Source organism: Pseudomonas sp. AIG, assembly GCF_977020205.1.
The window spans coordinates 1-12940 of sequence record NZ_CDROCK010000024.1 but is presented as its reverse complement, the minus strand read 5'-3'; the positions used below and the strand labels follow the sequence as shown (position 1 = coordinate 12940).

Here is a 12940-nt window from a genome sequence, read left to right as displayed (position 1 = left end):
ATAGAGCCTCGCTCCCACAAGAACGCCTGGTTAATCGAGCAAATGATTGTCAGCCCAGCTGCGCACTTCGGCGTAGGGATACTCTTCCAATGCCGCAAACCCGGGAATCGCTCGCGCCTTGAGCTTGGTGAACAACGGCACGCTGATCCCGCACAGAAACCTCGTCAGCCGCTCCGCCGTCGGAATCACCCCGGTGTGCTGCTCATGCCTGTGGATAAAATCACCACACAGCGCCGGGAAGTTTTTATCCACAAGCGCTGGCAACTCCGGTGGTGCCGGCAACCGCGCCACCCGCCCGTGACACACCGAACAATGCCCACACTGCTCGGGCGCATTGTGATCACCGAAATACTCCGCCAGGCGATAACCCAGGCAGCGCTCGCTGGCGAAGACTTCAAGCATCGCGTGGATGCGCGCCACTTCGGCCTGCTCATGCCGGGTGAAATAATCGTGCAGTTCAGCGCTCAGGGCATCGCTGTCAAAGTCACTATTCAGCAGGCTGTAGACCTCGGTCATCTGCTTGCTTTCCAGTTCGACCCAGCCCTTTTCCTGAAAATAATCCAGCGCCTTGACCACTCGATTGCGCTCGGCGGAATACTGCGCGTACATCGCCTCGAAATTCACCGTGGCCCAAGTGCGCGCACGAGGCGAGGTCTGAATGATCGCGCCGACAAAATCCCTGCGCTCACCTTCAAAGCGCTCAAGCAGCGCTTCGGGTTCCAGCAGGTATTTGAAACGGTATTCGGCGTAATAGGCGTAGCGCGGCGCGATCAAACCGCGCAATTCCAGTTGCACCAGCAACGTCTTCAGCGGCAGCGCGCGAATGTTGCTCTGATCCGCCAGCGGACCGAGCAGAAACTCCCACTGCCCTTCCGGCACCGAGGCCTTCAGTTCGTCGAGCACATAGCGAATGCCGTCACGCTCCGGCGTATCACCGTAGACGAAGTTTTCCAGCACATTGAGGCTGTCGCGATTGGCCAATACCAGACAATCCGACGGCTGCCCGTCACGCCCGGCGCGACCGATTTCCTGACTGTAGTTTTCGATGGATTTGGGCAGGTCGAAGTGCACGACATTGCGGATGTCACTCTTGTCGATGCCCATGCCGAACGCGATGGTCGCGACGATGCAATTGGACTGCCCGGCCATGAAGCGTTTCTGGATCGCTTCGCGTTTGTCGTGGGCTAAACCGGCGTGATACGCCTCGGCCTGAATGCCGTTGCGCTCAAGGTGTTCAGCGATGTGCTCAGCAGTTTTCTGCAAGGTCACGTAGACGATACTCGGCTGCCCCGCACGCTCGGTCATCCACTCGACCAGACGCCGGCGCTTGTCCTGGCCACGTACCGGTTCCACCAGCAGATTGAGGTTGTGCCGATAGAAACCGGTGGTCACCACATCGTCAGCGGCGATAGCGAATTTGGCCTGCATGTCGGCGATGACTTTCGGCGTTGCGGTGGCCGTCAGCAGCAAAGTTTGCGGGATGTTGAACTGGCGCTGATAGTCCGGCAGCTTGAGATAATCGGGCCGGAAGTTGTGGCCCCATTCCGAGATGCAATGCGCCTCGTCCACCACCAGCAGCGAGATCGGCACCTGCTGCAAAAAGTTGCGGAAACGCTCGTTCTTCAAGCGCTCCACCGAGATCATCAAAATTTTCAATTCACCCGAACGGGCGCGGGACATCACGTCATTAGCGGCATCGCGGCTCTGCGCCGAATCGATGCTGCCAGCCGAAATACCGTGTCGCTGCAAGAAGGCCAACTGATCCTGCATCAGCGCCAGCAACGGCGAAACGACCAGCGTCAGGTGCGGCAGCATCAGTGCCGGCAATTGATAACAAATCGACTTGCCGGAACCGGTAGGAAAAATCGCCGCCGCCGAGCGCCCGGCCAGCACCGCGCTGATCGCAGCCTCTTGTCCAGGTCGAAACTGTGGAAAACCAAAAACCTGTTCCAGGGTGTTGTGCATTCGCTGTCACTCCATTGACTGCTGCCATGCCAACAGCCTAGCGGGCGATCGCAGCGAGTCGAGAAAAGGTCGGGGCCAAATCGATTCGGAATGATACAGCGATTACTTGAACACCACGGTCCCTGTGGGAGCGAGCCTGCTCGCGAAGAGGCCGCTCAGAACAACACAAAATCCTGCAGTTCAGGGACGCAAAACCGCCACCCGCAACTGCTCATTCAGCATCTGCTCATGGATATTTTGGCTCTTGCTCGCCCACAGCGCATGAGCCGGGCTGATGTCGCCAGTAAACGCTGCTGCCAACTGCCGCAGGTCAGCGACGCTGCGCACGCGCGGACAGAAAGGCTGTTCATCACAGTTCTGACTGGCATTGCGATAGGTGCTCAGCAACCCCTCCCAGAGACCGTCGCGTACATGGCGAATCGACTTCAGTTGCACGTGCGGCACACCGAGTCGCTGCTCAAGCCCTTCCTCATCCAGTGCTTCGCTGGCCAACAGCGCTTTGGCGAACATCAACACTTCACCGCGCGACGCCGTGTCCATGCTTGTCTGACTGATAAGCGCATCAGGCCAACCAGTGCGATCGAGATGATCCAGCACCCACGCGTTGCCAACGTCAGAGGCCATCGCCAAACGGCAAGTGCCCAACCCCAGCCATAAAATCGCGGCCATTCGTAGCCAGTGCATACCTAATTCCCTTTAAGCGCGTGTCAGACGTTTGGAAACGCCCTACAGATTCTGGCGCGCACGATACAGCGGTTTACCGCGAATCGCCTGACAATCCCGTAGGAATTATTTCGCCTAAGGGTTTCAGCCTGAAAAAGCTGCGAAAACACGTAGGGCATTTCCTCAAAACAAGGAAAAACCCCTACGAATACTGTCCATTGTGGCTGTCTTGTCCCACAGAGAAACGCCCTTCTATAGTGGCCGGCGCGGCTGCAAACCTTCTGCCGGCCCGCCCCAGCGCCTTAGAACAGGACACGCCTCACCATGATCAACCGTTATCGCCCACTCAAGACTTGCTACAGCGAAAAGCCGGTACTGCTTATCGACAGCCACTCCAGCCAGACGGATCTGATCAATGCCGCCGATCAGCGCCTGCGCGCCGCCGGTGATTTGCTGGAAACACTCTATTGCTTATGTTTCAAACAGGCTGACGTCAAAGACATTCCCAACATCGTCAATGCACTTTATTTATTGGTGCAGGATGGTTGCGACTTGCTTGAAGTTGCCAAACAGAAACCACCGCAAACAACATACAACTAATCCACATTACAAATGCGGAAACACCATCACGCTTTATTTATATATACCACTCACACTAACTTGTTCGCTCTTACAACTAAACGAGAGCAACACCATGACAGTTCTAACTATATTTTTTTGCGGTACTGGCTCCAACAAGTTCGATACCACCCATGAAAACTTCTGGGATGGCGAACTGGTTTCCACACTGGCAGCCAACCATGTCGGCCGCGAGTTCGCCGAATGGATCGTCGTTGACGGGCCCGGCAGCGGTAATCTGCAGGCCGATGACCTGTTCACCAAGACCAAGGAATACGGCCTCACCGGCACGCTGTTCGGCAAAGGCTGGGAAGAAAACGTGCGACACGCCATCAATATCATCAAGGGCCAATGCGACTGGCAGCGTGAGCAACTGACCGAGGCCGAATACAACCGCCTTAAAGCCGCCGGTATTCCTATTGAGGATGTGAAGGTGGAAGGTTCGTGGTTCTGGCGTAAATATAACTACGGTGATCGTAGTGTGACCCAGCAGAAGTTACAGGAGCAGATCATCAAAACGTTTCGCAAGGACGGCGTTATTCCCACCCGAGTCAATTTGGTGGGCTGGAGTCGCGGCGGGATAAGTTGCCACATGCTGGCCAATGCGATGTTAAATGATCCTCAACTTAACAATATTCCAGTGAATATATTCGCCCTTGATCCAGTACCGGGAATCGGCAACTTCCAGGATCAGCGCGTCAAACTCGGCGTCAACGTCAAAGAATATGTCGCCTTCTATGCCCGCGATGAACGCTCCAAAGGGTTTAGCTGCGTCATTCCACAAACCGCCACCGGCACTAAAACCTGCGTGTACCCGATGGCCGGCCGCCACGCGACCATGGCCGGCAACGCCACCGCTGCCGGCGGCGTACCCACCAACAGCGGCGACCTGAAAACGCTGGTCGCGCCTGGCCGCATCGTCCGCCACCTCGCCGAAACCTGCCTCAAGCGCTGGGGCGTACAACTGAACAAAACCCTGAACCTGAGCGAAGCCGACCTCCTGCGCCTGACGGGCGCCATCGTCGCCGACGAAGCGCGCTACAAGCGGATGCACAGCGTTTCCTACACCTACTTCACCGAACTGGATAAAGGTGAGCGCTATGTTTCGCTGGGCAGCAAAGGCGTGCCGTTCACGGCGGTGAAGGGTTCGATCTACGCGCCGGCAACGGGGCTGACGACGAGTGTGCTGGATGTGGCGGCGTATCGGGTTATTGGTTGAGGCGGAGCGGCGACCGATAGGTTTTTAACCAAGAAGGAAATAGAACGATGAACAGTACGAGCGATGAATCGGAGCAGGCTAGCGACAAGGAAACCTACGAGGCATGGTTCATCAGGCAGGTCCAAGCCAGCATTGATGATCCTCGGCCAAGCATTTCCGATGAAGTAAGCAGGAAACTGATGGCAGATAAACGCGCTCGTTTAAGACGTCTGAAGGATTGTCAGCAATGACCTATTGAATCTACGTCCTGTTCCTACAAGGACAGACTCCTTGTCTTCTATCGCCGTCGTGTAGCTCGTCTCTATAGTCGTGACTGTCGCTGCCAATTCAGCGACTCGGGCTTGGTCACCCGTATTAGATGTGCATTCACAGTCGTTGTATGCTGCTGGCGCTTTTTTGTGTCAGCACGCTTAATGGCGGCTGTGTTCGGGACGCCTTCGGGCGTGCCGGTTGTGAATGCCTCATCGGTTGACCAACCCGAACGCAGTCCGCCACCTATCGCTTGGTCACGGTGGGTGCGGATTCTCATGACGCAAAAAACGAGGCAAAAATAATGAAAACATGGAATCAATTCACCACCGATCGCTACCGCCCACTCGAATCCAACCTCACCGACACCAAGCCTCTGCTCATCGACACACAGGTCAACCCCCAAGACATCCTCGAATGCGCCGTCCAGCGCCTGCGCGCCTCCGCCGATCTGCTACGCACCCTCTACTGCCTCAGCTTCAAACAAGCCGACGTCGAAGACATCCCCCACATCACCCACGCCCTCTATCTGCTGACGCAGGATGGCTGTGACCTGCTGCAAGTCGCACAGCAGCAGATGCTCAACTGGAAGGCTCCAGCCTGAAATCGAGTGATCGTATCGCTCTTTTACACTCTGTAAGAGCGATCAAAAAAACGGTAATCAACCATGGGAGCAACCATGAGCAAATTCTTTGATGAGCTGATGGAAAGCGTGCGAGAAATGGACGAAATTCTGCGTGGTGAATGTGCACCATCGCGTATATCCAAGGCTGGCAAAATGATTCAAAAAAACCAACAGACTCTCGATGAACAGCCTCGCTTTAAGGATCGAAAATCCCGACCTATCACTCCACACGATTGCGCTACACTGGAGTCCTGCACCAAGAGGCCTATGAAATGAGCGAATTGACGTTCCAGCAGAAGCAGGCTTATTACGAAAAAGTACGCCGGTCAAACTATCTGGCGAGCTTACGTCTGGAAGGTTTCGATACCAGCCGTGCCGATGCCGAGAAACCGCTTCCATCAAGGGAATCGGTCATTGAAAAATATCGTCAGACTGCACGTTAATGACGGACAAATATGGGGTCGGACAAGACCCCTATTGCTACCCTCATAGTGATGTTCTACGTAACTTGCTCGACATCCACTCTGAAGAAGAACTGCAAAAAGCAGAGCGAGAGCTCTCGGAAATCGCGATCAGTCGATTTCGTCTTCTCCCCCCTCCTTATGATTTAAGTGTCCTGCAGCACGCCCATAAAACTCTTTTTTGCGATGTTTACGATTGGGCCGGGCAGTTGCGTACCGTTAACATCAAAAAGGGACAAACATTTTTCTGCACTGCAGAGCGAATTCTTCCAGAAGCGCAAAAAATCTTTAGCGTGATGGAGCGCTCGGCGTGGTTCGCGGGAATGGGCAAACCAGAACTTGTGGTGAACATCGCTGAGGCTTATGGCGATTTGAATGTCATCCATCCTTTTCGCGAAGGTAATGGCCGAGCGCAACGCCTATTATTTGAACAAATCATTATTAACGCAGGCTTCCCAGTCGATTGGTGGCTGGTTAAAGATGACGCTTGGGTCCCAGCAAACATTGATGCTGTGTCATGTGATTATCGGGGGCTAGTGGCGATCTTTGAGCGCTGCATTGGCGAAAAGCTGGCTCTTTAAGTGGCAGTATTCTGGTAGTTAAGGCCATTTTCTGCGGGAATATTGCCAGTTAGTCTTGTTTTCGCCCACAAAAAAGCCGCCCCAAAGGGCGGCTTTTTCATTCGCTACAAACCAATCTTACAACTTCGGCCCTGCAGCCTTGATCGCGTCGCTCACTTCGAACTTCTTGAAGTTCTCGATGAACAGACCGGCCAGTGCTTTCGCTGCCTCGTCGTAAGCAGCCTTGTCAGCCCAGGTGTTGCGTGGGTTGAGCAGGTTGGTTTCAACGCCCGGTACGGCCAGTGGCACGTCGAGGTTGATGGTGTCGAGGTGTTCGGTGGCTGCACCGATCAGCGCGCCGCTCTGGATCGCTGCGATCACCGCGCGGGTGGTCGGGATGTTGAAGCGTTTGCCGACGCCGTAGCCGCCGCCGGTCCAGCCGGTGTTGACCAGGTAAACCTTGGAGCCGAAACCGCGGATGCGCTTGATCAGCAGCTCTGCGTATTCGCCAGCCGGACGCGGGAAGAACGGTGCGCCGAAGCAGGTGGAGAAGGTCGATTTGATGCCGCTGCCCGAGCCCATTTCAGTCGAGCCCACCAGTGCGGTGTAGCCGGACAGGAAGTGGTAGGCCGCTTGTTCTTCGTTGAGGATCGACACTGGCGGCAGGACGCCGGTCAGGTCGCAGGTCAGGAAGATCACCGCGTTTGGCTCGCCACCGAGGTTGTGCTCGGAACGCTTGGCAACGTGCTCCAGCGGGTACGCGGCGCGGCTGTTCTGGGTCAGGCTGACATCGGCGTAGTCGGCGTGCTTGGCGTCGTCGATAACAACGTTTTCCAGGACGGCACCGTGCTTGATGGCTTTCCAGATAACCGGCTCGTTCTTCTCGGAGAGGTCGATGCACTTGGCATAGCAACCGCCTTCGATGTTGAACACCACGCCTTCGCCCCAGCCGTGTTCGTCGTCACCGATCAGGTAACGGCTTTCGTCGGCCGACAGGGTGGTTTTACCGGTGCCCGACAGACCGAAGAACAAGGTCACGTCGCCTTCTTCGCCGATGTTGGCAGCGCAGTGCATTGGCAACACGTCAGCGGCCGGCAGCAGGAAGTTCTGCACGGAGAACATGGCTTTCTTCATCTCACCGGCGTAACGCATGCCAGCGATCAGCACTTTCTTCTGTGCGAAGTTGAGGATCACGCAACCGTCGGAGTTGGTGCCGTCACGCTCAGGCACGCACTCGAAGTTGGCCACGTTGAGCACTTGCCACTCTTCACGACCGGCCGGGTTGTACTGGGCCGGGTTGATGAACAGGCAACGACCGAACAGATTCTGCCAGGCAGTCTGGGTGGTCATTTTCACGGCCAGGTAGTGATCTTCCGCCGCGCCTACATGCACGTGGGACACAAAGTGCTCTTGCGCGTTGTTGAATGCTTCTACGCGAGCCCACAGCGCGTCGAACTTGTCGGCCGGGAACTTGCGGTTGATCGGGCCCCAGGCAATAGCGGCCTGGGTGGAAGGCTCTTCAACGATGAAACGGTCAACAGGCGAACGACCGGTGCGGTGACCAGTGCGAACAACCAGAGCGCCGGTATCGGCAAGCTCGCCCTCACCGCGGTTCAGGGCTTCTTTTACCAGATCATCAACACTCAGATCGGTGTACACGGCGTTATTGGCTTGCGTCATGAGGTTCCCCGTCGGCCAGTGGCCGAGTGTGCTCCAAACGTTTTGTAGTAGAAAGTCGTGCACTACTACCGCGAAAAAAGTGGGCCGGATTATGCCAGAAAAGCCCAAAAAGAGTAGGGTCCTCCCGTCGTAACGGCGATATTCCGTCGTTACGCAGTGAATTTACCTGCGCTGAACCGTTTTAGTGCCGGGTATCTGACGGCGTGTCGACGCCTGCGCCAGCAAACAATTGAGCAATATCAGCGGCGTCGAACAGGTAGCGCTGGTTGCAGAACTGGCAATCGATCTCCACTTCACCACCGCGTTCTTCCACCAGTGCCTGCGCATCTTCCAGGCCCAGACTGACCAACGCATTGCCCGAACGCTCGCGCGAGCAGCTGCAACGGAAGCGCAGGTTCTGCACATCGAACAGGCGCACCTGCTCTTCATGGTAGAGGCGATGCAGGACGGTTTCGTTGTCCAGGCTCAACAGTTCATCAGCGGTCAGGGTGCTGGCCAGCGCGGTGATGTGCTGCCAGCTGTCGGCGCGCTCTTCTTCATCTTTCAGGCGGTCGGCCGGCAGTTGCTGCAGCAGCATCCCGCGGGCACGGCGGCCGTCGGCGAACAGCTTGAAGCGCGTGCCGACCTGTTGCGACATGACGAAGTAGTTGGTGAAGCACTCAGACAGGGTCTCGCCGTCAAGGTCGACGATGCCCTGGTAGCGCTGACCGACAGTCGGGTCGACGGTCAGGGTCAGGTCGCCGTTCGGCATCAGGTCGGCAAGGGTGGCGTCCGGCGCGATCTGCTCAGCGTCGTAGCGCGCCAGGCCACGGATTTCGCGCTCGCTGGAGCATTCGATCATCAGCAGCGGAATCGGCCCTTCGGAGCGCGCTTGCAGAATCAGCAAGCCGTCGAACTTCAAGGTGCCCACGAGCAACGAGGCAGCCGCCATCAATTCGCCGAGCAGTTGCGCCACCGGCTCAGGGTACGGGTGCTTGGCGAGGACTTCGGCGTAGCTGCGCTCAAGCGCAACCAGTTCGCCGCGCGTGTCGCTGTCATCGAAGATGAAACGTTGGGTGAAATCGGTATCCGCTAGCTCGGTCATAATTTTGGGTATCTGAATGTGGTGACAAAATGGTTACAAGGCGTGAAAATTTGCGCTTCTTGGCACTCTTTTTGGTGCCGACTGCTCTGCCATGGGAGGCATTTTATGAACAATCCGGGTTTGTTCCAATCAAGGTGGAACCTCGGCCGGCTGGTTCTGTGCAACGTAGTGCCATTAGCGCTACTGGCTTTCTGGTTATGGCCTACGGGCAACTCGCTGTGTGTGATTTTCGACGAGTGGCTGTTCCGCTCGCTCAATGCACCGCTGGCCAGCAACCCGATATGGCTCCACATCTGGGCAATTGCAAGTCTGCGTCCGTTCGACATCGTCGTCGGCGTCATCCTGCTAACGCTGCTGATCAAGGGCGACTGGGTGTTCAAGGCCATTGATGTGCGTCGCGCGTTTTTCGGTTTTTTCTCGATCCTGCTGCTGATGGTGGTGATCCGCACACTGTTTTCCAAGTTCGCCGACCACATGGACTGGCAACACAGCAGCCCGTCGATGGTTCTGGAGGGCGCGGTACATATCAGCGATTACTTCCCGCATCTGGAGAAGACCTGGGAACTGAAGGATCGCTCGAGCCAGAGTTTCCCAGGGGACCATGCTTCGGTGCTGCTGATCTGGGCGCTGTTCATGGGCGTGTTCAGCCGCACGGTTGGGCAGTTTGTGATCATCTGGGGGCTGGCGTTATTGTTCATGCTGCCGCGCCTGGTAGCCGGTGCGCATTGGGGTCAGGACGATTACATTGGCGGCGTATTGCTGGCGGTGTGGGCATTGGGTTGGGGTTACTACACGCCGTTTGCGTATCACGCCTCGAACTTCTGGCTGAAGGTGACGGCACCGATCTTTGCTTTGCTGGGCAAGTTGCCGCTGGTGTCGCGGATGAGTGTGGTGCGTAGCGCCTGATACCGAGCTGTCTTCGGCGAGGGCTGCGCCCTCGATTCGCGAGCAGGCTCGCTCCCACATTGGAATGCAATCGCCTGTGGGAGCGAGCCTGCTCGCGAAGAGGCCAGCACCAACAACGCAAAAACGCCCCCGCTTACTCGTCGTTACTGCTGCCGCGAAACTTGAACAAATCCCGCCGCTGTTTCTTGCTCGGCTTGCCGTCGGTGCTCACGCCCAGCGCGCCCGCCTTGCGCATCGCCGCAGCCGCTTCACGTTTGGCAATACTCGCTTCGGTCTCCGCGTACAAAGTCTGCGCCTCCGGTGCGCCGCGTCGAACAATCGACAACGCCTCGACCTTCACCATACGCACCTCAAACCCGGTACGAATCTCGAACTCATCACCGATGCGTGGCTCTTTGCCAGGCTTGCAGCGTTCACCTCGACAATGCACCTTGCCGCTCTCGATCGCCGCTTTGGCCAAGGCGCGGGTCTTATAAAAACGCGCAGCCCATAGCCACTTGTCGAGACGAACCTTGTCGTCCTCTTCGCTTTTTTGTGCCATTTGAATTCCTCGTTCGGCCAGTAGTCGGAACTGTACTACCGTTTCTGTCGGGCGCAAGAACTCGGCCCTCCAGATAGACTGTGATCTTGGCCGGTTCAGCGGCATGGAGTGATCGAGTGACTAAATTTCCGTCTTCATTAACCTCACCCAAGGCCGGTTGCCAAGGGTGTCAGCAAAGCGAACCGTTGGGCTTCGATTTTTCCTTCGCCTATCAACCCATCGTCGATCTGCGCGACCAGTCGGTTTTCGCCCATGAAGCGCTGGTTCGCGGGGTGAAGGGTGAAGGCGCACTGACGGTGTTGAATCAGGTTACAGAAGAAAACCGCTACCGTTTCGACCAGCTCTGCCGGACCCGCGCGATCGAAGGCGCGGCCAATCTAAATATGCAGACACACTTGTCGATCAACTTCATGCCCAACGCCGTCTATCGTCCAGAGTTATGCATTCGCAGTACGCTCGAAGCGGCAAAAAAACATAATTTCCCGATCAATCGACTGATTTTCGAAACCCTGGAAAGCGAGCACGTAGATAACTATCGCCATTTGACCAATATTCTGCGTGAATACCGCGAATTCGGCTTCAAGACTGCCATCGACGATTTCGGTGCCGGTTATTCGGGGCTCAATCTGCTGGCTGATTTCCAACCGGACCTGATCAAACTCGACATGGCGCTGATCCGCGATGTCGACCAAGACCGTGTCCGTCAGGCGATCGTCCGGGGGATTGTCACAATCTGTGCGGAGTTGAACGTTACAGTCATTGCCGAAGGCATTGAGAGCGCCGGTGAACGGGATTTCCTGGCGGACTGTGGAATTTTTCTGATGCAAGGTTACTGGTTCGCCAAGCCTGCATTCAAAGCGTTGGCCCAGGTTTCACCTGAGGCCTGGAAGCGTTAATCGTTGGTTTTTCCTATTGAAGACATTTGACCATTTGACCGTTGTCGGTCTGCGCGAATGGGTGGCGCTCCCGGATTTGGGAGTCGCGGGCCTGCGGGCGAAGATCGACACCGGCGCCAGCACCTCCAGCCTGCATGCCACCGACATCGAACCGTTCGAACGTAACGGCGAGAAGTGGGTGCGTTTCACCGCGCACCTGGGCACGGTGGTGCAATTGCGTCACCGCCGCTGTGAAGCACCACTGGTAACGCGCAAGACCATCAAAAGCTCCAACGGCCATGCGCAGGTGCGCTACGTCATCAGCACCACCCTGGCCCTGGGAGATCGAGTGTGGCCGGTCGAGTTCACGCTCGCCTGCCGCAAGTCCATGCGCTATCGCCTGTTGCTCGGTTCCAAAGCCCTGATCGATGGCCAGTTGGTGGTCAATCCGGGCATCAAGTATGTACAAGACAAGCCGGTGTTCCCGGTATCTACCTCCTCCACAGGTGTTGCATGAAGATCGCTGTGCTGTCGCGGAACCCGCGTCTGTATTCCACCCGCCGTCTGGTCGAAGCCGGAACCGAGCGCGGGCATGAAATGGTAGTGATCGACACCTTGCGCGCCTACATGAACATCGCCAGCCACAAGCCGCAGATCCACTACCGCGGCAAACCGCTGGAAGGCTTTGATGCGGTCATTCCGCGGATCGGCGCGTCGGTGACATTTTATGGTTGCGCAGTGTTGCGCCAGTTCGAAATGATGGGGGTGTTCCCGCTCAACGAGTCAGTAGCGATCGCCCGTTCGCGGGACAAGTTGCGCTCGTTGCAACTGCTGTCGCGTCGTGGCATTGGCTTGCCGGTTACCGGATTTGCTCACTCGCCGGATGACATTCCCGACCTTATCGACATGGTCAACGGCGCGCCGCTGGTGATCAAAGTGCTGGAAGGCACCCAGGGTATCGGCGTGGTGCTGTGCGAAACCGCGACCGCTGCCGAATCGGTGATCGAAGCGTTCATGGGCCTGAAACAGAACATCATGGTTCAGGAGTACATCAAGGAAGCGGGCGGCGCGGACATTCGCTGCTTCGTGGTGGGTGACAAAGTCATCGCGGCGATGAAGCGTCAGGCCAAACCGGGTGAGTTCCGTTCAAATCTGCATCGCGGCGGCAGTGCTAGCCTGATCAAGATTACCCCGGAGGAACGCATGACCGCGTTGCGTGCGGCCAAGGTCATGGGCCTGGCGGTGGCGGGTGTGGATATTTTGCGTTCCAATCACGGGCCGTTGGTGATGGAAGTGAACTCATCGCCGGGGCTGGAAGGGATCGAGACCACCACGGGCAAGAACGTGGCGGGGATCATCATTGAGCACCTTGAGAAGAATGGTGGGCCGAATATGACCCGGACCAAAGGCAAGGGCTAGAGCGAAGAGCTAGAGCTAAGAGCAACAGCCCCTCATCGGAACGCCGCCCGCCTAACCCTCTCCCGAAGGGAGAGG

At 56.8% G+C, this 12940-nt stretch carries 16 protein-coding genes; 11 read left to right on the top strand and 5 right to left on the bottom strand.

The annotated features are described in order from the left end of the window. Positions 1-30: 30 nt before the first annotated feature. Together ACWR1S_RS15160 and ACWR1S_RS15155 are read right to left on the bottom strand one after the other, a co-directional pair. Positions 31-1965: a RecQ family ATP-dependent DNA helicase gene (locus ACWR1S_RS15160; RefSeq protein ID WP_454564064.1), complete on the bottom strand. Its 1935-nt coding sequence runs from the start codon at positions 1963-1965 to the stop codon at positions 31-33. Between the two features lie 180 nt (positions 1966-2145). Then, positions 2146-2649, bottom strand: coding sequence for a polysaccharide deacetylase (locus ACWR1S_RS15155; RefSeq protein ID WP_454564063.1), 504 nt, complete (start codon positions 2647-2649; stop codon positions 2146-2148). Between the two features lie 303 nt (positions 2650-2952). Here ACWR1S_RS15155 and ACWR1S_RS15150 point away from each other — a divergent pair, with 303 nt between their 5' ends. The 7 genes from ACWR1S_RS15150 (at position 2953) to ACWR1S_RS15120 (ending at position 6381) form a co-directional block, all read left to right on the top strand. Further along, positions 2953-3228 carry a hypothetical protein gene (locus tag ACWR1S_RS15150; RefSeq protein ID WP_038359843.1) on the top strand — a complete coding sequence of 92 codons (276 nt, stop codon included), beginning with the start codon at positions 2953-2955 and terminating at the stop codon, positions 3226-3228. Between the two features lie 94 nt (positions 3229-3322). Continuing rightward, positions 3323-4465 (top strand): hypothetical protein, encoded by a 1143-nt coding sequence (locus ACWR1S_RS15145; RefSeq protein ID WP_454564062.1) that lies wholly within the window; start codon positions 3323-3325, stop codon positions 4463-4465. A gap of 47 nt (positions 4466-4512) precedes the next feature. Continuing rightward, positions 4513-4695 carry an antitoxin PaaA2 family protein gene (locus ACWR1S_RS15140; RefSeq protein ID WP_123592938.1) on the top strand — a complete coding sequence of 61 codons (183 nt, stop codon included), beginning with the start codon at positions 4513-4515 and terminating at the stop codon, positions 4693-4695. Between the two features lie 323 nt (positions 4696-5018). Beyond that, the gene (locus tag ACWR1S_RS15135; protein WP_116029308.1) at positions 5019-5318 is read left to right on the top strand and encodes a hypothetical protein; all 300 of its coding nucleotides are present in this window, start codon (positions 5019-5021) and stop codon (positions 5316-5318) included. Positions 5319-5393: 75 nt separating this feature from the next. Beyond that, the gene (locus tag ACWR1S_RS15130; RefSeq protein WP_249122189.1) at positions 5394-5615 is read left to right on the top strand and encodes a hypothetical protein; all 222 of its coding nucleotides are present in this window, start codon (positions 5394-5396) and stop codon (positions 5613-5615) included. Further along, the gene (locus ACWR1S_RS15125) at positions 5612-5782 is read left to right on the top strand and encodes a YhfG family protein (RefSeq protein WP_123592937.1); all 171 of its coding nucleotides are present in this window, start codon (positions 5612-5614) and stop codon (positions 5780-5782) included. Before ACWR1S_RS15130 ends, ACWR1S_RS15125 begins: the two co-directional genes overlap by 4 nt. Then, positions 5782-6381, top strand: coding sequence for a Fic/DOC family protein (locus tag ACWR1S_RS15120; protein ID WP_116029310.1), 600 nt, complete (start codon positions 5782-5784; stop codon positions 6379-6381). The genes ACWR1S_RS15125 and ACWR1S_RS15120 overlap by 1 nt, the downstream gene beginning before the upstream one ends. A gap of 117 nt (positions 6382-6498) precedes the next feature. Here the strand turns inward: ACWR1S_RS15120 and ACWR1S_RS15115 are convergent, their stop codons facing one another. Both ACWR1S_RS15115 and hslO read right to left on the bottom strand, forming a co-directional pair. Further along, complete coding sequence (locus ACWR1S_RS15115; protein WP_007917942.1) at positions 6499-8040, bottom strand: phosphoenolpyruvate carboxykinase; 1542 nt, start codon at positions 8038-8040, stop codon at positions 6499-6501. Between the two features lie 181 nt (positions 8041-8221). Next, the gene (hslO, locus tag ACWR1S_RS15110; RefSeq protein WP_454564061.1) at positions 8222-9124 is read right to left on the bottom strand and encodes an Hsp33 family molecular chaperone HslO; all 903 of its coding nucleotides are present in this window, start codon (positions 9122-9124) and stop codon (positions 8222-8224) included. A gap of 105 nt (positions 9125-9229) precedes the next feature. Here hslO and ACWR1S_RS15105 point away from each other — a divergent pair, with 105 nt between their 5' ends. Beyond that, on the top strand, positions 9230-10030 hold the full coding sequence (locus ACWR1S_RS15105) for a phosphatase PAP2 family protein (RefSeq protein WP_454564060.1): 801 nt from the start codon (positions 9230-9232) through the stop codon (positions 10028-10030). 133 nt (positions 10031-10163) lie between these two features. Here ACWR1S_RS15105 and ACWR1S_RS15100 read toward each other — a convergent pair whose 3' ends face one another. After that, the gene (locus tag ACWR1S_RS15100; RefSeq protein WP_454564059.1) at positions 10164-10571 is read right to left on the bottom strand and encodes an RNA-binding S4 domain-containing protein; all 408 of its coding nucleotides are present in this window, start codon (positions 10569-10571) and stop codon (positions 10164-10166) included. Positions 10572-10687: 116 nt separating this feature from the next. On the opposite strand from ACWR1S_RS15100, the gene rimA reads away from it, so the two are divergent. The 3 genes from rimA to rimK are packed head-to-tail and all read left to right on the top strand — an operon-like array spanning position 10688 to position 12865. Beyond that, positions 10688-11467, top strand: a complete 780-nt coding sequence (gene rimA, locus ACWR1S_RS15095; protein ID WP_454564058.1) for a S6 modification regulatory phosphodiesterase RimA — start codon at positions 10688-10690, stop codon at positions 11465-11467. Between the two features lie 16 nt (positions 11468-11483). Further along, positions 11484-11963, top strand: coding sequence for a retropepsin-like aspartic endopeptidase RimB (gene rimB / locus ACWR1S_RS15090; protein WP_045123093.1), 480 nt, complete (start codon positions 11484-11486; stop codon positions 11961-11963). After that, the gene (gene rimK, locus ACWR1S_RS15085; RefSeq protein ID WP_007949201.1) at positions 11960-12865 is read left to right on the top strand and encodes a 30S ribosomal protein S6--L-glutamate ligase; all 906 of its coding nucleotides are present in this window, start codon (positions 11960-11962) and stop codon (positions 12863-12865) included. The genes rimB and rimK overlap by 4 nt, the downstream gene beginning before the upstream one ends. Positions 12866-12940 lie beyond the last annotated feature (75 nt).

Excerpts from the sequence above, each read along its gene's own strand:
- ACWR1S_RS15160 (WP_454564064.1), bottom strand. The coding sequence starts at position 1,965 with ATGCACAACACCCTGGAACAGGTTTTTGGTTTTCCACAGTTTCGACCT.
- ACWR1S_RS15155 (WP_454564063.1), bottom strand. The coding sequence starts at position 2,649 with ATGCACTGGCTACGAATGGCCGCGATTTTATGGCTGGGGTTGGGCACT.
- ACWR1S_RS15150 (WP_038359843.1), top strand. The coding sequence starts at position 2,953 with ATGATCAACCGTTATCGCCCACTCAAGACTTGCTACAGCGAAAAGCCG.
- ACWR1S_RS15145 (WP_454564062.1), top strand. The coding sequence starts at position 3,323 with ATGACAGTTCTAACTATATTTTTTTGCGGTACTGGCTCCAACAAGTTC.
- ACWR1S_RS15140 (WP_123592938.1), top strand. The coding sequence starts at position 4,513 with ATGAACAGTACGAGCGATGAATCGGAGCAGGCTAGCGACAAGGAAACC.
- ACWR1S_RS15135 (WP_116029308.1), top strand. The coding sequence starts at position 5,019 with ATGAAAACATGGAATCAATTCACCACCGATCGCTACCGCCCACTCGAA.
- ACWR1S_RS15130 (WP_249122189.1), top strand. The coding sequence starts at position 5,394 with ATGAGCAAATTCTTTGATGAGCTGATGGAAAGCGTGCGAGAAATGGAC.
- ACWR1S_RS15125 (WP_123592937.1), top strand. The coding sequence starts at position 5,612 with ATGAGCGAATTGACGTTCCAGCAGAAGCAGGCTTATTACGAAAAAGTA.
- ACWR1S_RS15120 (WP_116029310.1), top strand. The coding sequence starts at position 5,782 with ATGACGGACAAATATGGGGTCGGACAAGACCCCTATTGCTACCCTCAT.
- ACWR1S_RS15115 (WP_007917942.1), bottom strand. The coding sequence starts at position 8,040 with ATGACGCAAGCCAATAACGCCGTGTACACCGATCTGAGTGTTGATGAT.
- hslO (WP_454564061.1), bottom strand. The coding sequence starts at position 9,124 with ATGACCGAGCTAGCGGATACCGATTTCACCCAACGTTTCATCTTCGAT.
- ACWR1S_RS15105 (WP_454564060.1), top strand. The coding sequence starts at position 9,230 with ATGAACAATCCGGGTTTGTTCCAATCAAGGTGGAACCTCGGCCGGCTG.
- ACWR1S_RS15100 (WP_454564059.1), bottom strand. The coding sequence starts at position 10,571 with ATGGCACAAAAAAGCGAAGAGGACGACAAGGTTCGTCTCGACAAGTGG.
- rimK (WP_007949201.1), top strand. The coding sequence starts at position 11,960 with ATGAAGATCGCTGTGCTGTCGCGGAACCCGCGTCTGTATTCCACCCGC.